20 protein-coding genes are annotated in these 24,249 nt (G+C 69.6%); 9 read left to right on the forward strand and 11 right to left on the reverse strand.

Annotated elements, in window-relative coordinates:
• Positions 1-6: 6 nt before the first annotated feature.
• On the forward strand, positions 7-1,128 hold the full coding sequence (locus tag G406_RS0125080; RefSeq protein WP_028935882.1) for a M24 family metallopeptidase: 1,122 nt from the start codon (positions 7-9) through the stop codon (positions 1,126-1,128).
• Between the two features lie 741 nt (positions 1,129-1,869).
• Here G406_RS0125080 and G406_RS0125085 read toward each other — a convergent pair.
• Entirely contained in the window at positions 1,870-2,238 is a 369-nt protein-coding gene (locus G406_RS0125085) for a hypothetical protein (protein WP_156935150.1), read from the reverse strand.
• 186 nt (positions 2,239-2,424) lie between these two features.
• Between G406_RS0125085 and G406_RS57315 the strand changes: the two genes are divergently transcribed.
• The gene (locus G406_RS57315; protein ID WP_156935151.1) at positions 2,425-2,661 is read left to right on the forward strand and encodes a DUF2795 domain-containing protein; all 237 of its coding nucleotides are present in this window, start codon (positions 2,425-2,427) and stop codon (positions 2,659-2,661) included.
• Between the two features lie 21 nt (positions 2,662-2,682).
• On the opposite strand, the gene G406_RS49740 is transcribed toward G406_RS57315, so the two are convergent.
• On the reverse strand, positions 2,683-3,804 hold the full coding sequence (locus G406_RS49740) for an adenylate/guanylate cyclase domain-containing protein (RefSeq protein WP_169736781.1): 1,122 nt from the start codon (positions 3,802-3,804) through the stop codon (positions 2,683-2,685).
• Between the two features lie 202 nt (positions 3,805-4,006).
• Here G406_RS49740 and G406_RS49745 point away from each other — a divergent pair, with 202 nt between their 5' ends.
• The 3 genes from G406_RS49745 to G406_RS0125110 all read left to right on the forward strand — a co-directional run bounded on the left by G406_RS49745 (position 4,007) and on the right by G406_RS0125110 (position 7,435).
• Positions 4,007-5,146: an MGDG synthase family glycosyltransferase gene (locus G406_RS49745; RefSeq protein ID WP_051342658.1), complete on the forward strand. Its 1,140-nt coding sequence runs from the start codon at positions 4,007-4,009 to the stop codon at positions 5,144-5,146.
• 36 nt (positions 5,147-5,182) lie between these two features.
• Positions 5,183-6,043, forward strand: coding sequence for a DMT family transporter (locus G406_RS0125105; RefSeq protein WP_028935884.1), 861 nt, complete (start codon positions 5,183-5,185; stop codon positions 6,041-6,043).
• Positions 6,044-6,121: 78 nt separating this feature from the next.
• A complete protein-coding gene (locus G406_RS0125110) occupies positions 6,122-7,435 on the forward strand; it encodes an NAD(P)/FAD-dependent oxidoreductase (RefSeq protein WP_028935885.1) in 1,314 nt (437 codons plus the stop codon).
• Between the two features lie 74 nt (positions 7,436-7,509).
• On the opposite strand, the gene G406_RS49750 is transcribed toward G406_RS0125110, so the two are convergent.
• Positions 7,510-9,009 (reverse strand): sodium:solute symporter family protein, encoded by a 1,500-nt coding sequence (locus tag G406_RS49750; RefSeq protein ID WP_037078381.1) that lies wholly within the window; start codon positions 9,007-9,009, stop codon positions 7,510-7,512.
• A 136-nt stretch (positions 9,010-9,145) separates the two neighbouring features.
• Between G406_RS49750 and G406_RS0125120 the strand changes: the two genes are divergently transcribed.
• Both G406_RS0125120 and G406_RS0125125 read left to right on the forward strand, forming a co-directional pair.
• Entirely contained in the window at positions 9,146-9,955 is an 810-nt protein-coding gene (locus tag G406_RS0125120; protein ID WP_028935886.1) for an IclR family transcriptional regulator, read from the forward strand.
• Positions 9,952-10,761, forward strand: coding sequence for an NAD-dependent epimerase/dehydratase family protein (locus tag G406_RS0125125; RefSeq protein ID WP_028935887.1), 810 nt, complete (start codon positions 9,952-9,954; stop codon positions 10,759-10,761). Before G406_RS0125120 ends, G406_RS0125125 begins: the two co-directional genes overlap by 4 nt.
• 81 nt (positions 10,762-10,842) lie before the next feature.
• On the opposite strand, the gene G406_RS0125130 is transcribed toward G406_RS0125125, so the two are convergent.
• From G406_RS0125130 to G406_RS0125155, 6 genes are all read right to left on the reverse strand, one after another.
• Entirely contained in the window at positions 10,843-12,006 is a 1,164-nt protein-coding gene (locus tag G406_RS0125130; protein WP_051342661.1) for a M20 family metallopeptidase, read from the reverse strand.
• A 28-nt stretch (positions 12,007-12,034) separates the two neighbouring features.
• Positions 12,035-13,567, reverse strand: a complete 1,533-nt coding sequence (locus tag G406_RS0125135; RefSeq protein WP_028935889.1) for an AbgT family transporter — start codon at positions 13,565-13,567, stop codon at positions 12,035-12,037.
• A 103-nt stretch (positions 13,568-13,670) separates the two neighbouring features.
• The gene (locus G406_RS0125140; protein WP_028935890.1) at positions 13,671-16,682 is read right to left on the reverse strand and encodes an alpha-mannosidase; all 3,012 of its coding nucleotides are present in this window, start codon (positions 16,680-16,682) and stop codon (positions 13,671-13,673) included.
• A 4-nt stretch (positions 16,683-16,686) separates the two neighbouring features.
• Positions 16,687-17,520, reverse strand: coding sequence for a carbohydrate ABC transporter permease (locus G406_RS0125145; protein WP_028935891.1), 834 nt, complete (start codon positions 17,518-17,520; stop codon positions 16,687-16,689).
• Positions 17,517-18,416, reverse strand: a complete 900-nt coding sequence (locus tag G406_RS49755; RefSeq protein ID WP_051342663.1) for a carbohydrate ABC transporter permease — start codon at positions 18,414-18,416, stop codon at positions 17,517-17,519. Before G406_RS49755 ends, G406_RS0125145 begins: the two co-directional genes overlap by 4 nt.
• Positions 18,416-19,714 carry an extracellular solute-binding protein gene (locus tag G406_RS0125155; RefSeq protein WP_028935892.1) on the reverse strand — a complete coding sequence of 433 codons (1,299 nt, stop codon included), beginning with the start codon at positions 19,712-19,714 and terminating at the stop codon, positions 18,416-18,418. Before G406_RS0125155 ends, G406_RS49755 begins: the two co-directional genes overlap by 1 nt.
• A gap of 273 nt (positions 19,715-19,987) precedes the next feature.
• Here G406_RS0125155 and G406_RS0125160 point away from each other — a divergent pair, with 273 nt between their 5' ends.
• Together G406_RS0125160 and lgt are read left to right on the forward strand one after the other, a co-directional pair.
• On the forward strand, positions 19,988-21,163 hold the full coding sequence (locus G406_RS0125160; RefSeq protein WP_028935893.1) for a PIN domain-containing protein: 1,176 nt from the start codon (positions 19,988-19,990) through the stop codon (positions 21,161-21,163).
• A 12-nt stretch (positions 21,164-21,175) separates the two neighbouring features.
• Positions 21,176-22,021, forward strand: a complete 846-nt coding sequence (gene lgt, locus G406_RS49760; RefSeq protein ID WP_211241254.1) for a prolipoprotein diacylglyceryl transferase — start codon at positions 21,176-21,178, stop codon at positions 22,019-22,021.
• On the opposite strand, the gene G406_RS0125170 is transcribed toward lgt, so the two are convergent.
• Entirely contained in the window at positions 21,975-23,126 is a 1,152-nt protein-coding gene (locus G406_RS0125170) for a fatty acid desaturase family protein (protein WP_028935894.1), read from the reverse strand. The genes lgt and G406_RS0125170 overlap by 47 nt on opposite strands.
• Positions 23,127-23,136: 10 nt before the next feature.
• Complete coding sequence (locus G406_RS0125175) at positions 23,137-24,228, reverse strand: ferredoxin reductase (RefSeq protein WP_084216371.1); 1,092 nt, start codon at positions 24,226-24,228, stop codon at positions 23,137-23,139.
• Between the last annotated feature and the right edge of the window lie 21 nt (positions 24,229-24,249).

A 24,249-nucleotide genomic window follows, 5' to 3' on the forward strand; every position in this document is an offset into this window, starting at 1 on the left:
CCAGCCATGAGCGTCCCCGCCGAACTGCTCGCCGCGCGTCTGCGCCGAGCATCAGAAGAAGCCGCGCGCCAGAACGTCGACCTGATGGTCGTCACACCCGGCACCGACTTTCGGTACCTGATCGGCAGCGAGGCCAGCACCCACGAACGGTTGACCTGCCTGGTGCTCGCGGCCGCGGGGCACCGAGCGCCGCCCGCACTGGTCGTCCCGAAGCTCGAGGCCCCCGGCCTGGCGCAGCTGCCGCTGGACGAGCTCGGCATCGAGGTCGTGACCTGGACCGACGGCGACGACCCCTACCTGCTGGTGAGTGACCTCGCCGGGGTCCCGACGAAGGTCGCCGTCGCCGACTCGATGCCGGCCTCGCACGTGTTCGGGCTGCGCGACCGGCTCCCCGGCGTCTCGCTCGGGCTCGCCGGCGGGGTGCTCGCCGAGCTGCGGATGCGCAAGGACGCCGCCGAGGTGTCCGAGCTGCGCAGAGCCGCCGAGGCGATCGACCGCGTGCACGCGCGGATGGGCGAGTTCCTCAAGGCCGGGCGGACCGAGGCTCAGGTCGGCGCCGACATCACCGACGCGATCGTCGCGGAGGGCCACACCGAGGCCGCGTTCGTCATCGTCGGCTCGGGCCCCAACGGCGCAAGCCCGCACCACGACCTGTCCGACCGGGTGATCGAAGCCGGCGACGTCGTGGTGATCGACATCGGTGGCCCGATCCTCAGCGGCTACAACTCCGACTCCACCCGTACCTACGCGGTCGGCGGCGAACCGGCCGAGGACATCCGACGCACCTACGCCGTGCTGCAGGAGGCGCAGGAAGCCGCGTGCCGCGCGGTCCGTCCCGGGGTGACCGCCGAATCCGTCGACGCCGCGGCGCGGGAGATCATCGCCTCGGCGGGCTTCGGAGAGCAGTTCGTGCACCGGACCGGACACGGCATCGGACTCGACGTGCACGAGGAGCCCTACATCGTCGGCGGCAACGAACTGACCCTCGTTCCCGGTATGGCATTCAGCGTGGAGCCCGGCATCTATCTCGAAGGACAGTGGGGCGCGCGGATCGAGGACATCGTCGTCGTGACCGAGTCCGGCGGCGAGCGCCTGAACGCCCGGCCTCGTGACCTGGTGGTTTTGTAGCTGGCTGTGGTTGGGCCAGCTGTGGCTGGGTTGGCTGTGGCTGGGCTGGGTAGCTCGGGCTGTGGGGTTTAGCGCTGGGTGAAGGTGCAGGCTGTATTGGTTGGCCTGTTTCGCGCGCCATCGTTCCCGGAAGGCCCTTCGGGCCGACCGGGAACGATCCAGGCGGCTCGCCTGACGGCTCGCTGCCTGGGGTTTTTCCTCGCGGGCCCCCATACCCTTCGGGCATGGGGACCCACTCGGAAAAATGTCGCCTTCGGCGACGCGCGCGCTTGTGGTCACCCTGAGAGCCGCCACTCATGCACTACCCGCCTGCGGCGGAACCCCTCCGGGAGCCTCTGCGGGGCCACCCGTGAACGCGCGTTCGCCATAAGAAGCCGTGAGTGTTTTGGGTTGCCCTGGCAACCCAAAACACTCACGGCTCCTTGCCGCCTGCGCATGTACATGTGTCTGTGAAGCCGGCTCCGCGAGTCTCCGAAGGAGTTCCGGCGAAGGCCGGGCAGTGAATGTCAGCAACCACATCGCCCAGCTGCCAGGGCGGCTCCCCAGGGTGGCCACAAGCGCGCGCCCGGGCGAGTCCTCGAGCCTTTTTTTCTGGGAGTACCCCAGCGAGCGTTTACGCGAGCCGGGGTGGTCACAGAAAAATACCGCGCGCGAAACAGGCCCAAGCAATACAGCCTGCACCTCCACCCACCGCTAGAGCCCCACAGCCCGAGCTACCCAGGCCAACCACCCCAGCTCCACCTACAAGAACGGGTTGATGCCCTTCCGCAGCAGGTGCGTCACGGTGAACTGGTCGCAGTCCTGCTTGATGTAGCCCTGCTTGCAGCCGTTGCGGTACTGCTGTTCGCCGCTGGTCATCGGGCGGGCCAGCGTGCGGTGGTGGCGCTGCTTGCGGTGGTGGCGGGAGGCGTCTTCCGACGAGTCGTCCGAGTTGTGGCCGAGGTGTGCGGGGGTGGTCCCGGTGCTGAGGTCCGAGTCGGTGGTCGCCGGCGCTGCCGAGGCGAGCGCGGGGGAGATCATCGACGCGCCGAGTGCCACGCCGGTGACTGCTGCGCCGGTCAGAGTCGTGAGGGCGCGGGAGGGAGCTGAGGGAGCGCGGTGCCGTGGCATCGGTACCGACCTTCTTCCGTGTGTCCATCGAGGTCTGCAACGTGCGTGACGCTCAGTACCCGGCCTGTCACGGCATGAAACCCCGTGGGGAGATTTGCGTCCACCGGTAGGTGAGTTCGTCGCGCGCGACCCCAGGTGTGCGGCACAATGTGACATCGGACACATCGACAAGCGGAGGTGTGCACCATGAGTCGGCCATCACCGAGGTTACTGGCGCAGGTCCTGGCGGGTCTGACGTTCCCTGCCGACCGATGGCAGGTGCTGGCGCATGTCGATCACTACGGGCCGGACCGGGGCACGCGGCACCTCTTCTGGCAGCTGCCGGAGCGGTCGTACGTCTCGATCGGTGCGGTGCTCACGGCGCTGGGGGCCCTGGACGGGCCGCGAGAGCCGGGCAGTACGCCGGACGCCGTGGCGAGGTGATCAGGCGGCGTCCTCAAAGGTTCAGCGGTTCTCGGCCGGAGGGCGGCGCAGTCCCCAGGGGTGCAGTCGGGGATAGCCGCGTTCGACGATCGGACGGCGCAGCCTCAGCGCGAACCGGTCGTCGCCCTCGAGCGCGGAGGCGAGCTCTTCGGAGACCAGGATCCGGCCGGGGCGGGAGTGGGTGCAGAGACGGGCGGCGTTGTCGACCACCTCGCCGTAGATGTCGCCCAGCCTGGTCAGGACGGGGCCGAATGCCAGGCCGGTGCGCAGCTCGGGCAGGGACGTGGCCTCGGCGGTGCGTTCCAGCAGGTGCAGGGCGATCTCGGCGGCCTCGTCGGGGCGGTCGGTCACGAAGAGCACCGCGTCACCGACGGTCTTGACGATGCGGCCTCCTCCGTCCGCGATCACGTCGGAGGTGATGCCGTGGAACAGCTCGACCAGCTCGACCAGCTGGGTCGCCGTCAACCGACGCGCGGTGCGGGTGAATCCGACGAGATCTGTGGAGCCGACCACCAGGGTCCGGACGTCGGACTCACTGGGGGCGTTCGCCAGCAGTCTGCCCGCCGCGACCGCCAGATGTCGGCGCCAGACGTATTCCTGCAGTTTGGACAGGGCAGGTAGCAGCCGTTCCAGGTCGGTCGTCCAGTGTGGCGCGCCCTCCGGCCGGTTGGACAGAACCTGGAAGAACAGCTCCACCTGCCATTCGGCCAGGCCGGACATGGCCTGTGCGATGGAGCGGGTCACCGCGACCTGCAGGTCGGCGGAGATCAGGCCGGTCGCCCTGAGCTGTTCGAGGCGTTCGACGGCCTGCACGTCGTTGTCGGTGAACACCACGTCGTCGCTCTCGACGTCGGCGAACCCCAGCGAGTGCCACAGCCGCAGCGTCCTCGACCGTTCGATGCCGGTGAGCGCACGTAGCTGGCGAGGGGTGTAGCGGCGGGGCGCCTGCAGGAGCAGCTCCTCGACCTGCAGCGCGAACGAGCGTTCCGCCTTCTCGGTTGGGCCGGCGGCGGTGTCGGCCGCATCGTCGTCGAGCGGTCCGGTCGCATCGGCGGAATCCTCGGCCCGGCCGGTCAGTGAATGATCGTGGCGCACCCTGCGCAGAGCTGACCGCCAGCCCGACCGGTTCTCGGCGGCCGTCATTTTGCCTCCGGTGTGCTCGGACATCGGCGGCTGCCGGTGTCGCGTCCCTGTCTATCGTCGTCGACCCGGTTGATCAAGCTGAGCCGGGTGGTACCGGGTGGTCTCCCAGTGTTGGGCCCGAGTACAGCCATTGCGTCGACGCAGGCAACCTTCGCCTTCTATCGATTGATCCATCATCAGCGACCAGGGAAGTCGAGGACCGATGGGTCTGTTCGTCAGCGGTGGAACGGCACGCATTCTGGTGATCTCCGGGAGCGTTGGCGCCGGTCACGACGGCGCCGCCGACGAGTTGATAGCGCGGCTGGAGGCGCACGGCGTTCAGGCCGAGCGTCGCGACTATCTGGATGCGGTGCCGAGGTTGGCCCGGCTGGTGCTGCGGGACGGCTACTCGCTCAGCGTCGGATACGCGCCGTGGCTGTTCGAGTGGCTGTTCGTCAGCCTCGAGTCCAGTAACTGGGTGCAGCGACTGACCCTGGGGCTGTGTCGCATGGCGCGCCGGCACGTGCGGCGCTGGGCGCGCGGCTACCCGGTGGTGGTCTCGACCTACCCGCTGGCCAGCCAGACGCTGGGTCAGCTGCGTGCACTGGGGCGCCTCGACGCCACGACGGTCACCTTCCTGACCGACCCGGCCGTGCACCGCATGTGGGTGCACCCCGAGGTCGATCATCACCTCACGGTCACCGAGGCCACGTCGCGGATGGGCCGGTTGATGTACCGGACGCCGATGCAGCCGGTCGGCGGGCTGGTGTCGGCCCGGTTCGGGACCGGCGAGTCGCTCTGCCCGGATCGGCGTCGTGAGCTGCGCGCCGAGCTGGGCCTGCGTGACGACCGCCCGGTGGCACTGGTCGTGGCCGGGTCGCTCGGTTTGGGCGACGTCCCGGATGCGGTGCGGGAGATCGCCGGCACCGGTGCGGCGCAGGTGCTGGTGCTGTGCGGTCGCAACGGCAAGCTGCGTGCCGAGTTCGACGGGGACGACGACGTGATCGCGCTGGGCTGGCGCGACGACGTGCCGGCGCTGATGGAGCTGGCCGACGTGCTGGTCCACAACGCGGGTGGACTCACCCTGACCGAGGCGTTGACCGCCGGGCTCCCGGCGGTGACCTTCCGCCCGATCCCCGGGCACGGCGCCGCGAACGCGGCGACGCTGGCGGAAGCCGGTCTCGCGCCGTGGCCCAAGGACGTCGGCGAGCTGAGCGAGGTGCTGCGCGAGCACGCCCGGCTGCGCCGCGATCCCAGTGTCGTGGTCAGGAACCCGGACGCGGCCCGCGTGGTGCTCGACCTGCTCGCCGGGGACGATCCGGCCGGTGGCGGTCCCGCTGACGCCGCGCGACGCACGGCCTGACCGCGTGTCCGCTCTCGCACCCCCGGTGGCCGCCTCATGACGGTGACGGTGATCGTCTCGTTGTTCGCGGCGGCCTGCTTCGGGCTGGCCTCGGCGCTGCAGCACCTCAGCGCGTGGCGGGTGCGCCGGCGGTCACCCGTGGGCCTGCTCGTCGAGCTCGCGGGCAAGCGGACCTGGCTCGCCGGGATCGCCGCGCAGGCCACCGGGGTCGCGCTGCACCTCGTCGCGGTCAATCTCGGGCCACTGTCGATCGTGCAACCTGTGCTGACCGTGGGTCTCGTGGTGGCTCTCGGGCTGCAACGGTTGGCCGGACGCCCGATCAGCCCACGGTCGATGCGCGGGGCGGCCGTGGTGGTCCTCGGCCTCGCGGTGTTCCTCGCGGTCGCCCCCGACAGCCCGCCGGACCCGCCGGCCGGGGTCGAGCAGTGGGTGCCCGGGCTGCTGCTGGCGGGGATCGTGCTGACCGTGACGCTCATCGGTGGCCTGATCCGGTCGGGTGTCACCCGATGTCTGTGCTTCGGAGCGGCGGCCGGGGTGCTGATGGCGACGTCCGCCGCGCTGGCGAAGGCGTGGGGCGCGATCCTGCTGCTCGACGGTTTGACCGGGCTCGTCGGGAGCTGGCAGCTGTGGACAGCGGTCGCGTGTGGTGCGTGTGGCACGCTGCTGAGCCAGGCGGCGTTCCAGGCCGGGCCGCTCGGCGGATCGCTCGCGGTGATGATGGCGATCGATCCGGTCATCGGGGTGTGCCTCGGGGTCGTGGTGTTCGGTGAACCCTTCGCCACCGGGGACTCGATGGTGGTCCGGTTGCTCGGGCTCGGCCTGACATTGGTCGGCGTCGGGCTGTTGGCCACGTCGGCACGCACCACGTCGTCAGGACGTCAGCTCAGCAACGTCTGAGAACGAGGGATAGCGGGCGGCGACAACGGGTAGTCGCTGGCCACGACATCCCCCATGCGTTGACCAGGGAGTACGGACGTGTCTCGACCCCGAATAGTGATCGTCGGCGGCGGCTTCGCCGGCCACAACGCCGCCCGAGTCCTGCACGACTCGTTGGCGGACACGGCGGACATCGTGCTGATCAACCCCACCGACTACTTCCTGTACCTGCCGCTGCTGCCCGAGGTAGCGGCGGGAGTGCTGGACCCGAGACGGGTCTCGGTGTCTCTCTCGGCGACTCTGCCGGGCGTGCAGTGCGTGCTGGGCGAGGCCACGGCCGTCGACGTCGAGGGCAGGCGCGTGACCGTCCGAACCCCGGAGGACGACACCGTCGATCTGTCCTACGATCGGTTGATCCTCGCGGCCGGCAGCGTGAACGCGTTGCTGCCGATTCCCGGCGTCACGCAGAACGCGCACGGCTTCCGGGGCGTGCCAGAGGCCGTCTACCTGCGCGACCACATCACCCGGCAGATCGAGCTGGCCGACCTCACGGACGACCCCGCCGAGCGGGACGCCCGTTGCACCTTCGTCGTCGTCGGCGCCGGGTACACCGGGACCGAGGTCGCGGCGCAGGGTCCGCTGCTGACCACTGCGTTGATCAGAAACCGGCCGAGACTGCACGGGCAGCGCGTCCGGTGGATGCTGTTGGACAAGGCGGGCAGGGTCCTCCCGGGGCTGGATCACCGGCTCGGCCGCACCGCCGACCGCGTGCTGCGCAGGCGCGGCGTCGAGGTGCTGACCGGGATGTCGATCAGCGAGGCGACGCCGGACGGTGTCACGCTGGAGACCGGCGAGGGTGTGCCGAGCCGGACGTTGGTGTGGTGCGTCGGTGTGCGGGCGGACCCCATCGCCGAGAGCCTGGGCCTGCCGACCACCAAGGGCCGCATCGACGTCGACGAGTACCTGGGCGTGCCCGGCCATCCCGAGCTGTTCGCGTGCGGCGACGCGGCGGCGGTGCCCGACCTGACCAGGCCGGGAGAGCTGACCGCGATGACCGCCCAGCACGCGGAACGCCAGGGCCGGCTGGTCGCGCACAACGTGGCCGCCTCGCTCGGTGAAGGCGACCGGAGTGCGTACCGCCATCACGACCTCGGCTTCGTGGTCGACCTGGGTGGCGTGTCGGCGGCCGCCAACCCGCTCGGCGTGCCGTTGTCCGGGCTGGCCGCGAAGGCGGTCACCCGCGGCTACCACCTGATGGCCATGCCCGGAAACCGCCTGCGGGTGGCGACGGACTGGTTGCTGGATGCGGTCCAACGCCGCCAGAGCGTCCAGCTGGGGATGGTCCGTTCACCGGCCGTCCCCCTGGACTCCTCGGCCCCCGAGCTGGCGAAGTCCCCCCGCCCCCAGGACTGAGCGGCTCGCACAGAGCGAGCACACGCCGCACAGAGGCCGGAGCCTCTGTGCGGCGTGGAGACGGTCTGTGCGGGCTAGGTCAGGGTCGGGGCGGGCTGGGTGGGGGCCGGGTCCTTGCCGCCGATCAGGTCGATCATGTCGTCGGTGGTCTGGCTCTGTTCGGGGGCCAGCAGGCCCAGCAGGCTGAACAGGGCCACCGAGACCAGGACCGGAGTGGCGACCGTGACCGTCTGGCTGGCGTTCACGCCGTAGTAGGCGATCGCGTAGGCGATCAGGCCACCTGCCCAGGACACCAGCGCGGCGCGTGGTCCGCATCGGCGGAAGCGGGGCAGCATGCCGAGCAGCAGCGGGACCGAGATCGGGCCGATGAGCGCCGCGACCCAGGAGACCACGATCTGCAGCACGCCGCCCAGCTGCTGCGCCCGGGTCGCCACGATCATGGTCAGCACCACGAACAGGATCGTGGAGATACGTGCCGCGCGCAGCCCCTCGGCGTCGGTGAACGAACGCGCGCGCCGCCACAGGACCGGCAGCATGTCCCGGGTGATGACCGCCGAGATGGCGTTCGCGTCCGAGGACACCATGGCCATCGTGTGGGAGAAGATTCCGGCGAGCACCAGCCCGACGAGCCCGGCAGGCAGGAACGTCGTGGTCATCACAGCGTAGGAGGTGTTCGGGTCCGACAGGCCGGGTACCAGCAGCGGAGCCGCGAACATCGGGAACATCAGCACAAGCGGCCAGAGCAGGTACAGCGCCGAGGACAGCCGCGCGCCCCGGATGGCCTCGCGCGTCCCGGGCGCCGCCATGTAGCGCTGCGCCAGGTTCCACATCCCGCCGTTGTACTCCAGGGTCTTCACCAGGACGTAGACCAGCAGCAGGACCGTGGTGAACTTGGGTGTCGTCGGGTTGACGTGGCTCGCCGGTAGCTGGCCCCACAGGGTCCACAGGCCCGAGATGCCGCCCAGCCGGTCCAGGATCACCCAGATCATCACCAGCGCGGCGAGGCCCTGGATGACGAACTGGCCGAAGTCGGTGAGCGCGTCGGCCCACAGTCCGCCGACCGTGCAGTAGATCAGGGTGACGGTGCCGGTCAGCACGATTCCCCAGACGTAGGGGACGCCGGCGAACGAGTTGAGCAGGGTCGCCACCGCGTACCACTTGGCGGCGATGTCGAAGATCTTCAGCAGGCTGCCGCTCCACGCGAGGGCCTGCTGGGTGGGCACGTTGTAGCGCTGCGCCAGGTACTCCAGCGGTGAGGCGACGCCGAGCGTCGAGCGCAACCGGTTCCAGCGGGCGGCGAACAGCCAGGAGCCGATGCCGACACCGATGCCGATGCTCGCGAAGCCCCAGAAGTAGACGGTGATGCCGTCCGAGTAGGCGACACCGGCGTAGGCCACGAACAGCACGGCGCTGTAACCCGACATGTGGTGCGAGATGCCCGCGAGCCACCAGGGCATCCGGCCGCCCGCCGTGAAGAAGTCCTTGACGTCGTTGATCCGGCGGTGCGACCACCAGCCGATCACGATCATCAGCACGAAGTAACCGCACACCATTGTCCAGTCGAGTACGTGCACCGTTGTTCTCCTTCGCTGGGCACGCGGGCGCGTTCACATATATGATTGAGTTCTGCTATGCGAACATGTTCCAGGAAGCTAATATGACGCGGGTCACGTGTCAACGACACGCAGCGATCGAGCGGGGGAGCGGCGAATGGCGCAACAGGCCGAGGTCGCTGCTGCCGCGCTAGAGAACGGCACCTCGGCCGCCGGTGTCAAGTCCGCCCGGCGGGCCATCGACCTGGTCGAGGAGTTCGCGACCACCGACGCCTGGCTGTCGCTGACCGATCTGCACGCCCGCACCGGCTTTCCCCGCTCCAGCCTGCACGGACTGCTACGCACCCTGCACGAGGCCGGGTGGCTGCAGGCCGATGCCAGTGGTACCCGCTATCGCCTCGGGGTGCGGGCGCTGATCTGCGGCACCGCCTACCTCGACCGGGACCCGGCGATGCCGTACGCGACCGAAGCGCTGGAGCAGCTGCGCGAGCGCACCGGGTTCACCTCGCACTACGCGCGGCGCCACGGCGCCCAGGTCGTCTACCTGGAGACCCGGGAGTCGCAGCGTTCGCTGCACCTCGTGTCCAGGGTCGGCCGCACGCTCCCGGTCCACGCCACCGCGCTGGGCAAGGCGCTGCTGTCCGAACTGACCCACGACGAGATCACCGAACTGGTACAGGGGGTGTTGTCGCCGTTGACCTCGAACACGGTGACCACGTTGGATGCGCTGCACGCCGAGTGCGCCGCGACACGCGAACGGGGTTTCGCGGCCGAGGTGGAGGAGGGCACCCCCGGTGTCCGCTGCGTCGCCTCGGTGGTGCCCTACCGGATTCCCGGTACCGATGCGATGAGCTGCTCGATGCCGGTCGACAAGGTCAGTGACGACGAGGCGCGTGAGGTCGGCGAGCTGCTGGCGGCGGCGACCGCCGAGCTCGGGCAGCGGCTGCGCAGGGCGGGAGTCCGATGAACGACCCGAAACGCATTCTGATCACCGGGGCGGCCGGCGGCATCGGCCGGATGATGCGTACCAGGATGCGCCGCGACGGCCGGATGCTGCGGTTGCTGGACCTCGCTTCCCAGACGCCCTCGGCCGACGACGAACCGGTCGAGCTGCTGACCGGTTCGGTCACCGACCCGGACGCGATGCTCGCGGCATGTGAGGGTGTGGACGCGCTGATCCACCTCGGCGGACACAGCCGCGAGACCAGCTGGGCCGAGATCCTGGACGTCAACATCAACGGGACGCAGGTCGTGCTGGACGCTGCCCGTCAGGCGGGTGTGACCAGGGTGATCCTGGCGTCGAGCAACCATTCGGTCGGTTTCCGGGACGCCGACGAACCGGGCCTGCCCGCCGACTCGTCGCCCCGGCCGGACACCTACTACGGCGTGAGCAAAGCGGCGATGGAAGCGCTGGGCAGCCTGTACCACTCCCGTTTCGGGATGGACGTCATCGCGATCCGGATCGGTTCCTGCTTCGAGACGCCGCTACCGCTCGGTCCGCGCGGCTTGATCACCTGGCTGTCACCCGACGACTGCGCCCGGCTGTTCGAGGCGTGCCTGAGCGCCCCGTCGCCCGGCTACCGGCTGATCTGGGGCGTCTCCGCCAACACCAGGAGCATCTTCTCCCTGGCCGAGGCGGAAGCACTCGGCTACCGCTCCCAGGACGACGCCGAGGCCTACGCCGACCAGCTGGCGCCCACCGAGCCCACCCCCGAACGCTACGTGGGCGGAGGCTTCTGCACAGCCCCTCTCGGCGCCCCGAACCCACTCTGAAACCCGCCCCACAACATGGCACGAATGTGGCTTTAGGGACGTTCAACGTCCCTAAAGCCACATTCGTGCCGCTTCGGGGGGTTATGGGCGGAGGGACAGTTTGTGCAGGATGCCTGCCAGCAGGGCCGTCTGGTGGGGGACCGTGTCGGGGTAGATGAACTCGGTGCGGGCGTGGGCGCCTCCGCCCACCGCGCCGAGACCGCACAGGACCGGGCGGCCCAGCGCCGCCACGAAGTTGGCGTCGCTGGCGCCGCCGACCGTGACGTTGCCGAGTTGCGTGCCCAGCTCGGCGGACACGGCGCGGGCGATGTCGAGCAGCGGCGCCGATGCCTCGGTCAGGGTCATCGGCGGCCTGTTCCAGTCGTGCCGGACCTCGACGTGCGCCCGAGGATCGCTGACCGTGATCGCGGAGAACTCGGCGTCCACCCGGTTCTGTTCCTCAACGGTCAGCACCCGGATATCGATCTTCGCGGTGGCGCTCCCGGCGACGACGTTCGTCCCTGAGCCGCCGCTGACGAGACCCACGTTGATCGTGGTCCCCTTTGCCGGGTCGGCGATCGCGGCCGCGGCGGTGATGAACTCGGCCATCGCATGGATCGCGCTGGCGCCCTTCTCCGGCGCCAGTCCGGCGTGCGACTCGATGCCGGTCGCGGTGGCCACGAAGATCCCGGTGCCCTTGCGGCCGGTCTTGACCGCGCCGTCGACGCTCGCCTCCAGCACGAGCGAGGCGTCCACCTCGGCGGCGACCTTCTCGATGATCGGCCGCGAGGACAGCGAGCCGATCTCCTCGTCGCCGTTGAACAGGAACGTCACCGTGGGCATCTGCGCACCGCTGTCCCGCAGCAGCTTCAACGCCCAGATTCCCTGGACCACACCGGTCTTCATGTCGAAGATGCCCGGTCCGGTGAGAGTCCGCCTGCCGTGGTCGTCGACCGATTCGGTGACCGGCCAGCCGGCGAGTGTGCCCTTCGGCCAGACCGTGTCGTAGTGACCGATCAGCGCGACGTGCCCCGGGCCCTGCCCGGTGAACGTGTGCGTCACGATGTCGCCGTGCTCGCCACCGGGATGGGTCTCGGTGTGGTCAGGCGCGCCCAGCCTTCGGACGGTGATGTCGCGCAGCACGGTCAGTCCCTCGGCCAGCCCCGGTAGGTCGTAGCTGTGGCTCTCGACCTTCACGAGCTCGATGATGTCCGCCAGGATCTCCTCGGCGGCGTTGTCGGCCAGCGCGGCCAGCTCGGTGGTCATCGAAGTGCCTTTCAGATGTCGACGTGGTTCAGGCGCCAGGGCCGAACGGGATACCCAACAGGTACCAGGCCAGCGCGAATGCGGTCCACACGATCCACACGACCGCCGCGATCGGGATCGTGAACGAGGCGATCGTGCCGAGCCCGGCCGAGCGGCGGTACTGCTGTACGAAGCCCAGCGTCATGACGAAGTAGGGGCTCATGGGCGTGATGCAGTTGGTGACCGAGTCGGCGACCCGGTAGACGGCCTGAGTGGCTTCCGGGCTGATCCCGAGCAGCATCAGCATCGGCACGAAGATCGGTGCCGCCAGCGCCCACAGCGCGGAACCGCTGGTCAGGACCAGGTTCATCACCGTGATCACCACCGCGATGCCGAGCAGGATCAACCAGGAGTGCACTCCGGCACCGCGCAGCAGGTCCGCGCCGGTGATCGCCAGGATCTCCCCGAGGTGTGTCCACTTGAAGTAGGCGAGGAACTGGGAGATGGCGAAGAACAACACCAGGATGGGGGCCAGCGACCTCACGCCGTCGGCCATCGCGTCGAGGACGTCCTTGGGAGCGGGCAGGCTGCCGGTCAGCCGGCCGTACACCATGCCGACCAGGGCGAAGAACACACCGAGGACAAGCGCGATCCCGGAGATGACCGGTGAGCTGACGATGCCGCCGCCCGCGCCGCGCAGCGGGGAAACCGAGGGCAGCATGCCCAGCACGAGGACCGCGACGTAGCCCAGCGCCACCAGGCCGGTGATGCGCAGCGCGCGCTGCTGCGCCGGAGTGATGTCGTCGTGCCGGAGCTCCTCGCCGACCTCGTCCTGCTCGTCGGCTTGCAGGTCAGGGCGCCGGCCCAGCACCGTCTCCACGACGAGGGTGATGACTGATGCGACCAGTACCGAGGAGGCGACGCTGAAGTAGTAGTTGGCCAGCGGCGTCACGACGTAGTGCGGATCGACGAGGTGCGCCGCGGCGGTGGAGATGCCGGACAGGATCGCGTCCACCGCGGTGATCGACGGCGACGCGTCGTAGCCGGCCGAGACCGAGACGAACGCGACGATGCAGCCGAGAACCGGGCTGCGGCCGGCCGCCCGGAACAGCAGCCCGCCGAGCGGGACCAGCGCCACGTAGGCGGCGTCCGAGGCGACGTGGCCGACCATCGCGGTCATGGACAGGGCGAACGTCAGGTACTTGCCGGGCACCCGCATGACCATCCGGCGCAGCAGGACGTTGACCAGTCCGGCCTTCTCGGCGACCGCGATGCCGAGCATGATGAGGACGATCGTGGCCAGCGGTGGGAACGTGCCGTAGGCGTCGACGGCGCCCTTGAGGACCTGCGCGAGACCGTCCTTGCTCAGCAGGTTCTGGACCTCGATGGTCTTGCCCGAGCTCGGGTTGACGGCACTGACCCCGGCCGCCTTCAGGACCGCGCTGAGCACCGCGACGATCACGGCGAAGATCCAGAACAGCCAGAACGGGTGCGGCAGCTTGTTCCCGATGCGCTCGATGGTGTCGAACCCGCGGAACGCGAGCCGCATACCCCGCGACGGAGCGGCGCTATCGGTGGTCATGACGCCTCCAGATCGACGACCCCAGCCCGACACCGCGCACCGTACGTCCACGCCGCGCCCTGTGCACCGTGCGCGGTGTGACCGAAGGGTGCGCGGTGTCGGGTCATGGGCTGGCGAAGCGGAGCGTGACGATCTCGAACGGGCGCAGGCGCAGGGTCAGGGCGCCTTCGGACAGTCTGTGTTCTTCGGTTCTGGGCCAGCGGCGTTCCAGCAGGTCGGTGGTCCAGGCGTGGTCCGGGCCGAAGTAGGTGGTGATCGTGGTGGTGGAGCGCGCACCGGTGGCCTGGTACAGCCTGGCCACCACGTCGCCCGAGCCGTCGTCGGCGAGCTTCACCGACTCCACGCATACCGCCGGGTCGTCCACGGTCAGCAGCGGTTCGACGGGCCCGGCTCCCTCGACCACCCGGGCCGGCAGGTTCAGGAAGTAGCCCTCGCGCACCGCGTCGGCCAGCTCGGCGCCGACCACGAGCGCGTGCCGCAGCCGATGGACGCCCTGGTCGGTCTCCGGGTCGGGGAACCGGGGCGCCCGCAGCAGCGACGCACGGATCGTGGTCGCGATGCCCCCGCCCTCCTTCGCCGAACGGGTCACGTCGTGGCCGTAGCTGGAGTCGTTCGCCAGCGCGACGCCGTAACCGGGTTCGGCCAGGTGAACCCAGCGGTGCGCGCAGATCTCGAACTTCGCCGCGTCCCAGCTGGTGTTGGCGTGGGTGGCCCGGTACACGTGCCCGAACTGGGTCTCCGAGGCCGACCGATCGGCCTGTACGTCCAGCGGGAACGCCAGCTTGAGGAACTTCTCCTTCTCCTGCCAGTCGACCTCGGTCTCGATGTCGAGCCGCTGTGCCCCCGGGTGCAGCGTCAACAGCTGCGTCACCCTCGACCGGGAGAACGACCGGACGATCCGCACGCCGCCGTCCACGCGGGTGATCTCGTCGACCTCCACCAGGTCCGTCCCGGTGTTGCGGTAGAACTCGTCGACGTCCCAGGCATCCCACTTGTTCGGCAGGTCCGGGTGCAGCTGCAGCAGGTTCGCGTGGGCGCCGGGGGCGACGACCTCGCGCCCGGCGGACAGGTCGAGGATCGAACCGACCAGACCGCGCCGGTCGACGGTGACCCGCAGCAGCCCGTTGTCCAGCTCGAAGCCGCCGTCCACCGCGTTGACAGCGACCGCGTCGCCCGCGGGTGTGACGACCTCGGCGCCGCCCGCCGCGACACCGTCCCTGGCGTGCGGCGCGGCGTTGAAGGTGATCGGGCGGTCGCCGATGCCGGCGAGCGCCCGCTGCGCCTCGTCGATGATCGTGGTCAGCTCCCCGGCGACGGCCGCATAGGTCCGCTCCGCCTCGCGGTGCACCCAGGCGATCGACGAACCGGGCAGAATGTCGTGGAACTGGTTGAGCAGTACCGCTTTCCACAACCGGTCCAGCTGCTCGTACGGATAGGGATGGCCGCGGCGCACGAACGCGGTCGCCGACCACAGCTCGGCCTCCCGCAGCAGGTGCTCGCTGCGCCGGTTGCCCTGCTTGGTGCGCGCCTGGCTGGTGTAGGTGCCTCGGTGGAACTCCAGGTACAGCTCACCGACCCAGACCGGCGCATCCGGATAGTCCTCGTGCGCCTTGCGGAAGAACTCGACCGGCGGCTCGATCTCGACCCTGGGGGAGCCTTCCAGATCGGTCAGCCGGGCGGCGCGCGCGAGCATCTCGCGGGTGGGGCCACCACCGCCGTCACCCCAGCCGAACGGGACCAGCGACCGTTGCCCGCGCCCTTTCTCCTGGTAGTTGGCCGACGCGTGGGCCAGCTCCGTGCCGGACAGCTCGGAGTTGTAGGTGTCGACCGGCGGGAAGTGCGTGAACACCCGGGTGCCGTCGATGCCCTCCCAGAAGAACGTGTGGTGCGGGAACTTGTTCGTCTGGTTCCAGGAGATCTTCTGGGTCAGGAACCATGTTGACGCCGACAGCGCGACGAGCTGCGGCAGCGACGCGCTGTAGCCGAACGAGTCGGGCAGCCACACCTCGTCGGTCTCGATGCCGAACTCGGTCGCGAAGAACCGCTTGCCGTGCACGAACTGGCGTGCCATGGCCTCACCGCCCGGCATGTTCGTGTCGGACTCGACCCACATGCCGCCGACCGGCACGAACTGCCCCGCCGCGACCTTCTCCTTGACCCGCGCGAACAGCGCCGGATGGTGGTCGCGCAGCCAGGCGAGCTGCTGGGCCTGGGACATGGCGAACACGAACTCGGGGTGGTCGTCCATCAGCGCGGTCACGTTGGCCGTCGTGCGCGCGACCTTGCGCACCGTCTCACGCAGCGGCCACAACCACGCCGAGTCGATGTGCGCGTGCCCGACGGCGGACAGCCGGTGCGCGCTCGCGTGCGCCGGAGCGGCCAGCGCCTCGGCCAGTACGGCGCGGGTGGCCTTCGTGGTGCCGGAGATGTCGTCGAGGTCCAGCACGTCCAACGCCCGGCCACAGGTGCGCAGGATCTCCCAGCGGCGCGGGGAGTCGGTGCTCAGCTCGTGCATGAGCTGGGTCAGCACCTCGAGGTCCGCGACGAGCTGCCAGACCTGTTCGTCGAACACCGCGAGCTCGACCCTGGTCAGGCGATAGAGCAGCTCGGGCCCGGCCGTGCTCAGCTCACCGAGATGGGTCGGTAGGAAGATGTGCCGCTCGTCGTGGATGACCGGGTTCGCCGCGGCCTCGATGTAGAACGTGACGTCCTCACCACCCGACGCGGGGTTGCCGACCCGCACCCAGCTGTTGCGCGGGTTCAGCCCCTTGATCGGGGTGCCGTCACCGGAATAGACGAGGCCCTCGCACTGGAAACCCGCCATGACCCGCTCGAAGCCCGGGTCGAACAGCAGCTCGACCGTCGAGCCCGCCCAGGCCTGGGGGACCGTGCCGGTCACCCGGAACCAGCTGGTTCCCCACGCGGGACCCCACCGGTCGCCGACCTGGCACGGCGAGTACTCGGCGGCCAACCCGACCGAGGCCGCGACGGGCTCGCCCGGTGCGTGCCACACCTCGATCCGGACCGGTGCGCTGCTCGGGTACACAGCCGGCCGGAGCCGCTCGGTCAGAACCCGGTCGATCCGCGCCTCGATCAGTGTGCGGTCGTCGTGCACGACATCATCCCTTCAGGCTTCCGGCGGTCAGGGCCCCGACGATGTAGCGCTGCAGCACGATGAACACCACGATCACCGGCACCACAGCCAGGATGCTGCCCGCCGCGAGGTACTGCGTGGTGATCTCGTTGCCGGTCTGCTGCAGGTTCACCACACCGACCGAGACCGGGTACAGGTTCGAGTCGTCGAGCAGGACGAACGGCACCGCGAACTGCGACCAGCTCAGCACCGACACCACGATCGCGGCCGAGGCGATGCCGGGCGCCGCGGTCGGGAGCACGATCCACAACAGTGCCTGCCAGCGGGTGCAGCCGTCCATCATGGCGGCCTCGTCGAGCTGCGCGGGGACGGTGTCCAGGTAGTCGCGCAGGAACCAGGTGAGGAACGGCGAGGTGACCGCGACGTAGACCAGGATCAGGCCGAGGTAGTTGTTGACCAGGTCGAGCGACACGAACACCCGGTAGATCGGCACGACGAGCACGACCGGCGAGATCAGCTGGCAGGCCAGCACGAACCGGGAGAACGTCCGCTCGCCCCGGAACCGCAGCCGGGACATCCCGTACGCGGCGGGGATGCACACGGCGAGGCAGCCGATGACCGAGCCGGCCACGACGATCAGCGAGTTCAGCAGGTAGCGGCCGATGTTGGTCGTCTCCAGCACCCGGCCGTAGTTGCCCCACTGCGGGACTTCCGGAACGAGGGGCGGCGGCACGGCGGAGATCTCGGCGGCCGTGCGCAGCGACAGCGAGAACACCCACAGCACCGGGAAGGCGAACGCCACGATGACGGCGGCCATGCCCAGGTAGAGGAGGGTGTTCTGGGCCCGGTTCGACCTCATGCCGTGGCCTCCCGCCGCGCGCTGTATCGGAAGTAGAAGCCGACCATGATCACGTTGATCAGCAGCAGGACGACCGACATGGTGGCGCCCCTGCCGAGGTTGAGCTGGTTGAACATCTGGTCGTAGACACCGAGGGCGAGCACCTCGGTCGCCGTGCCCGGCCCACCACCGGTCAGCGCCATCACCATGTCGAAGGTGTTGAACGTCTCGACCGTGATGGTGATCAGGTCGATCGCGACGAGCGGCAGTAGCACCGGCCAGGTCACCGCACGGAACGCCTGGAATGTGCCGGCTCCGTCGATGCGCGCCGCTTCGAGAAGCTCCCGCGACACCGACTGCAGACCGGCGTACATGAGGATCATGGACAGCGCGGTGCCCCGCCAGATGTTCGCCACGGTGACCGAGATCAGCGCCGCGTCCGGGTCGGACAGGAACGAGGCGTTGCCGGACAACCCGATCATGCCGCCGAGATAGTTCAGGATGCCGGCAGGCCCGTCCTGGTAGAGCAGCCGCCAGATCACCCCGATCACCACCCCGGGGATGGCCCACGCGGTCAGCACGACGGTTCTGGTCACCAGGGCGCCGCGCAGGCCTCGGCGCGCCGCGGTGTCCACCAGCAGCGCGACGGCGAACCCGAGCAACAACTGGAACACCACGCTGAACAGCACGAACAGGACGGTGACGCGCAGGATGTCGGCGAAGTCCTGGCCGGCGACGATGCTGCGATAGGTCGCCGCCGTGTACGAGTACGGCTCCCCGGCCACCATCGTCGCATCGGTGAAGCTCAGCCGGAGGATCTCCAGGATCGGGTAGACGAACACCATCACCAGCACGACCCCGAGCGGCAGCATCCACAGCCACGGCCGGGCGAGGACGGGGTTCTCCCGGGTGGCCATCAGACGACCTGCGCCAACGCCGCGTCGAGCGCCTCTTCCGGCTCCTTGGTCAACGAGGTGACCGAGGACAGCGCGATCTGCATCGCGGAGGACACCTGCTGGTACTCCCGCCGCAGCGGACGCACCCGCGCGTAGCGGCGCAGATGGTCGCGGAACACCGGAGTGAACGCGTCGCCCCGGTAGGCGGGATGGTCGTACACCGGCTCCCGGGTGGGCAGGTACCCACCGAGCGTGCAGAACTTCGCCATGCCCTCGTCGGCGGCGTAGGCGTCGATCACCAGCTTCATGCTCTGGTGCACCACCTCGGGGGCCTGCGCGAAGGACGCCCAGGTCCAGCCGCCCGCGACGCACGCGTGGTTGTCGCCGGAGCGGCTCGGGATCGGGGCGGCGCCCCATTCCTTGCCGAAGTCGCCGTTCTTCACGAGGTTCTGCAGGTCGGCGCCCTGCCAGCTGCCGCCGAGGAACATCGCCACGTTGCCGGCGAGCACGTCGGGGTTGCAGTCGTCGTCGCTGCGCAGGTTCGCCACCCGCCGGGGTGTGATCCCCTCGGTGATCAGCCGCCGGATGAAGCCCAGCCCGTCGATCATCGCGGTGCGACCGGGCCCGGATGCGAACGCGGGTGAGCCGTCCGGGTCGAGGATCTCGCCGCCCTGGGACCACAGCTGTGGCCACAACGTCGTGTTGACGCTGTCCTCGGAGCGGCTGCCGGCGAACAGGAAGTACTTGCCCTTCGCGGCGTTGGCCCGCCCGATCGACAGAACCTCGTCCCAGGACGACGGGGGAGTCGGGACCAGGTCCCTGCGGTAGTAGAGGACCCGTACGTCGGTGTTGAACTGGATGGACCTCGGCTGACCCGAACCGAGCGTCATCACCTCGCGGAACTGCGGGAACCAGCTGTCCAACGCGAGCCCCGCCTGCGCGAGCGGGCCGGTCAGGTCACCGGCGTACCTGCTGAACCGGCCGAACAGGTACGAGTCGACCTGGCCGATCTCGGGTGCTCTACCCTGCGAGGCCTGCAACAGCAGCTTGGCCATCGCCGCGGTGATGTCGCTGCTGCTCACCTCGGGTATCGGGCGCCAGCCGGTGGTGCGTTCGTACTCGGCGATCCGTGAACGGACATACGCGACGCGTTCCGGCAGCGGCGCCTGCAGTGAGTACGAGGGGATCATCTGCCAGCGAAAGCTGTGCGGTGGCCGGCCCGTTCCGCAGCCGGTCAGCGCGGCGGCGACACCGGCGGCGGCCGCCAGGCCGAGCGCTCGTCGCCTGCTCAGTGCCAGTGAAGTCCTGCGTCCCGACATGACGCCCTCCCGAGGACCGTCGGCCTCGTCGCCGACGCAAGATCTCTTTGTACGCCAGATGGGAGCCGTGGTGCGTGTGTTGCGCACGCGGGATATCGATTGCCGGGGAGCGCTTGTCGCCACCGCCCGAACCTGATAACTGAGAAACCCGTGAGTGCCGCGGCCGCCTATGACCGGCCGCGACACTCACGGGGTCGAGGGCGCCGGAGAGCCGCGCCCGGGCTGCCGAGGTGTCGGCCGTACGCTGCGGGCAGACAGCCTTGGGAGCGTGCAGTGGCCAACGATGATGAACGAATCGCCTTGTTTCTCGACTACGAGAACCTCGCGATCGGCGCGCGCGACGGGCTGGGGGTCACCCCGTTCGACTTCGGCCCGATCGCGGATGCACTGGCCGAGCGCGGGCGGGTCGTGTCGCGCCGCGCGTACGCGGACTGGTCTGCCTTCAGCGACGACCGCAGGCTGCTCGCGCGGGCCCAGGTCGAGCTGATCGAGATCACCCAGCGCATCGGCGGCTCGCGCAAGAACGCCGCGGACATCAAGCTGGCCGTCGACGCGATCGAGCTCGCCTACGAGCGCGGCTTCATCACGACGTTCGCGATCGGCACCGGGGACTCCGACTTCACCCCGCTCATGCACAAGCTCCGCGAGATGGACAAGCGGGTGATCGGGATCGGGGTGCAGTCCTCGACCTCGGCGCTGTTGCCGCCGGCCTGCGACGAGTTCCTGTTCTACGACCGGCTGCCCGGCGTCGAGGCGACACCCGTGCCGCGGCGGAGCAGAGGCGGCCGCGGCCGGTCCTCGGCGGGCTCGGCAGCCACCCCGATCCCGGCGTCCGAGGAGACCCCGGCGACCGAGCAACCGACCGAGGCCGTCACCGGGCGCACCGGCGAGCCGATCAGCGTCACGTTCGTCGAACCGGTCGCCGGCGACAGCGTCGTCGACGAGCCTGCCAAGACCGGCGAGGACCGCGACGTGGGCGCGGTCCTGGCCCGCACTCTCGCCGGTCTGCAGCGCCACTCCGACGGGCCGGTGCTCGCGTCGCGGCTCAAGCGGGCGGTGCTGCGCAAGGACCCGACGTTCGACGAGGCCGACCACGGTTTCCGTGGCTTCGGCGAGCTGCTGCGCAACCTGGAGAACCAGCGGGTCATCGCATTGCGCCCCGGCTCGGCCCAGGGTGACCCGGAGGTCTCCTTCCCCGAGGACGAGACGGCCGAGGACGCCGCCTTCCGCCTGCTGGTGGACGTCGTGAAGGGACTGAGCGAGTCCGGCGGGCCGCCGCAGCTGAGCGGGCTGAAGAACCAGCTGCGCAAGCGCGCGGCGGACTTCTCCGAGAAGCGCTACGGGTTCAAGAGCTTCCTGTCCTTCGCCAAGGCGGCGCGGACGCGGGGCCTGATCGAGATGGAATGGGACGACGACACCGGTGACTACCTGCTGCGCCTACCGAGCTGACGCCCGCCGCTGATGCTGACCTACCTACCCAGCCCTCCGCAGAGCGTGTGGCATCTCGGACCGGTCCCGATCAGGGCGTACGCGCTGTGCATCCTCGCCGGCATCCTGGTCGCCGGCCGATGGACGCAGGTCCGCTGGCGTGCCAGGGGCGGTGACCCGGAGCAGATCGTCGACATAGCGATCTGGGCGGTGCCCTTCGGGGTCGTCGGCGGCCGGCTCTACCACGTGATCACCGACCCGGAGCTGTACTTCGCGCCGGGCCGGGAACCGATCCGGGCGCTCTACATCTGGGACGGTGGCCTGGGCATCTGGGGCGCCGTGGCGCTCGGCGCGCTGGGTGCCTGGATCGGCTGCCGCCGTCTCGGTGTCCGGCTGCCCGACTTCGCCGACGCGCTGGCCCCCGGGCTGATCCTCGCGCAGGCGATCGGTCGCTGGGGCAACTACTTCAACCAGGAGTTGTTCGGCGGCCCCAGTACCCTGCCCTGGGCCGTGGAGATCGACCTGGCACACCGGCCGGCCGAGTCCCTGGACCTGGCCACCTACCAGCCGACGTTCCTCTACGAGTCGCTGTGGGACATCGGTGTGGCGCTGCTGCTGGTCTGGGCAGGCCGCCGGTTCCTGCTGAACAACGGACGGCTGTTCGCGCTGTACGTCGCCGCGTACACGGTCGGCCGGGGGTGGATCGAGGCGCTGCGCATCGACCACGCCAACCACTTCCTCGGCCTGCGGCTCAACGACTGGACCAGCCTGGTGGTGTTCCTGGGCGCGGTGGCGTTCCTGCTGGCCCGCCGCCGCGCCCCGGAACCGGCCGCTACCTCGTCGTCGAGTCCTTCTTCGGGGGCAGAGCAAGCCGATTGAGCTTGCGCAGCACCTGCAGGTACTGCCTGCCCAGCGGTCCCGTCGTGTACGGGATGCCGTACTCGGCGCACAGCGCGCGGACCTCGGGCGCAACCTCGGAGTACCGGTTGCTCGGCAGGTCGGGGAACAGGTGGTGCTCGATCTGGAAGCTCAGGTTGCCGGTCATCAGGTGAAATAGCGGACCACCGTCGAGGTTGGCCGAGCCCAGCATCTGACGCAGGTACCACTGACCGCGCGTCTCACCCTCCAGCTGCTCCTCGGTGAACTGCACCGTGCCGTCGGGGAAGTGACCGCAGAAGATCACTGCGTGCGACCACAGGTTGCGCACCAGGTTGGCGCTCGCGTTGCCCAGCAGGACCGGCAGGAAGAACGGGCCGGCCAGCGCCGGGAACACCACGTAGTCCTTGATCACCTGACGGCGCATCTTGCCCGCGATGCCCTTGAGCTGGGTCCAGAAGTCCTTGCGGGTCTTCTCGCCGCTCGCCACCCGCTCGACCTCCAGGTCGTGCAGCGCGACGCCCCACTGGAAGAACAGCGACAGCAGGAAGTTGTAGACCGGGTTGCCCAGGTAGTAAGGCCTCCACTCCTGCTCCTCGCTGAGTCTCAAAATGCCGTAGCCGACGTCGCGGTCCTTGCCGACGACGTTGGTGAACGTGTGGTGCATGTAGTTGTGGGAGTGCTTCCAGCCTTTCGCATCGCTGACCAGGTCCCACTCCCAGGTGCTGGAGTGGATCTTAGGGTCGCGCATCCAGTCCCACTGGCCGTGCAGGACGTTGTGGCCGATCTCCATGTTCTCCAGGATCTTGGCGACCGAGAGCATCGCGGTCCCGGCGACCCAGGCCGGCGGGAAGATCCCGGCGAACAGCAGCGCGCGGCCGCCGATCTCCAGGGTTCGCTGGGTCTTGATGACCTTGCGGATGTATGCGGCGTCGGCGGTGCCGCGGCTGGCGATGATCCGGTCGCGGATCGCGTCGAGGCGCCTGCCCAGCTCCTCGACCTGTTCGGCGGTGAGGCCGAGGGCCTCGGGTGCCGGGGTCGACGGAACGGGACGGATGCTGGGCTTCGGGTCCGGCTCGGTCGTGCGGTCGGGCAGCGTGATGGTCATGGGCAAGCTCCTAACGGGTCGGGAGGTCGAGGCGCGCGTCGCCGCTGGCCCCGGAGATGCAGGTCTGGATCAGGTCGCCGGGCTCGCCGTGGACCTGGCCGGTGCGCAGGTCGCGCACCTGGCCGTCACGCAGGGGCAGGACACAGCCGAAGCAGATGCCCATGCGGCAGCCGCTCGGCATCAGCACACCGGCGGCCTCGCCGGCCTCCAGCAGGCTCGTGTCACCGTCGACGGCCACCGTGTCGGTCCCGCCGTAGCAGATCTCTCCGCCGGAGCCTCCCGGGCTGCGTGCCGGGGGAGTGAAACGTTCGAGGTGTAGCTGGTCCGGCAGGTCCGCCCATCGTTCGGTCGCGGCGTCGAGCAGCCCGGCGGGACCGCACACGAACGCCGTGCGATCGCGCCAGTCCGGGCACAGGGTGTCGAGCTCACGAAGATCGAGCCGACCGTCCACGCCGGTCCGGCGCAGGATCAGCCGGGCGTTCGGATGTCGGCTGAACAACTCGGTCAGCTCGGTGCGGAAGATCGTCTGCTCGGTGCTGGGCGCGCTGTGCACCAGGACCACGTCGGGTAGCGGGCCGCGCGCGGCGAGTGTGCGCAGCATCGCCATGACCGGCGTGATGCCGCTGCCGGCAGTGATCATCAGCAGCTGATCGGGCGCGGGCTCGGGGAGCACGAAGTCACCCTCGGCCGGTTCGAGATGGACGATCGTGCCGACCGGTGTCGCCTGGGTCAGGTGCCGGGACACGACGCCGTCGGCCAGGGCCTGGACGGTGATCGTGAAATGGTCGGCGGTGGGGTCCTCCGGGCTGGTCAGGGAGTAGGTGCGCCAGTGCCGGACGCCGTCGACGTCCACGCCGATGCGGACGTACTGCCCGGCTCGGTGCCGGCGCCAGCCACGGCCGGGCCGGATGTGGAGGGTGGTGGCCCGGTCGGTCTCCGGGCGGACGGCGAGAACCCGGCCGCGCAGCGAGGTGCTCGACCAGAGGGGCGCGACGAGGCCGAGGAAGTCCTCCGGGAGCAACGGGGTGGTCAAGGTGGTCGTGATGGACGAGGCCGCCGAGCGCAGTCGGTCGGCTCTGCTGGGTGGCGCGGCTCTGAACATGACATCAGAAGAGCACAGTTC

The organism is Actinospineispora spinosispora DSM 44797, assembly GCF_000429025.1.
Taxonomy (GTDB): domain Bacteria; phylum Actinomycetota; class Actinomycetes; order Mycobacteriales; family Pseudonocardiaceae; genus Pseudonocardia; species Pseudonocardia spinosispora.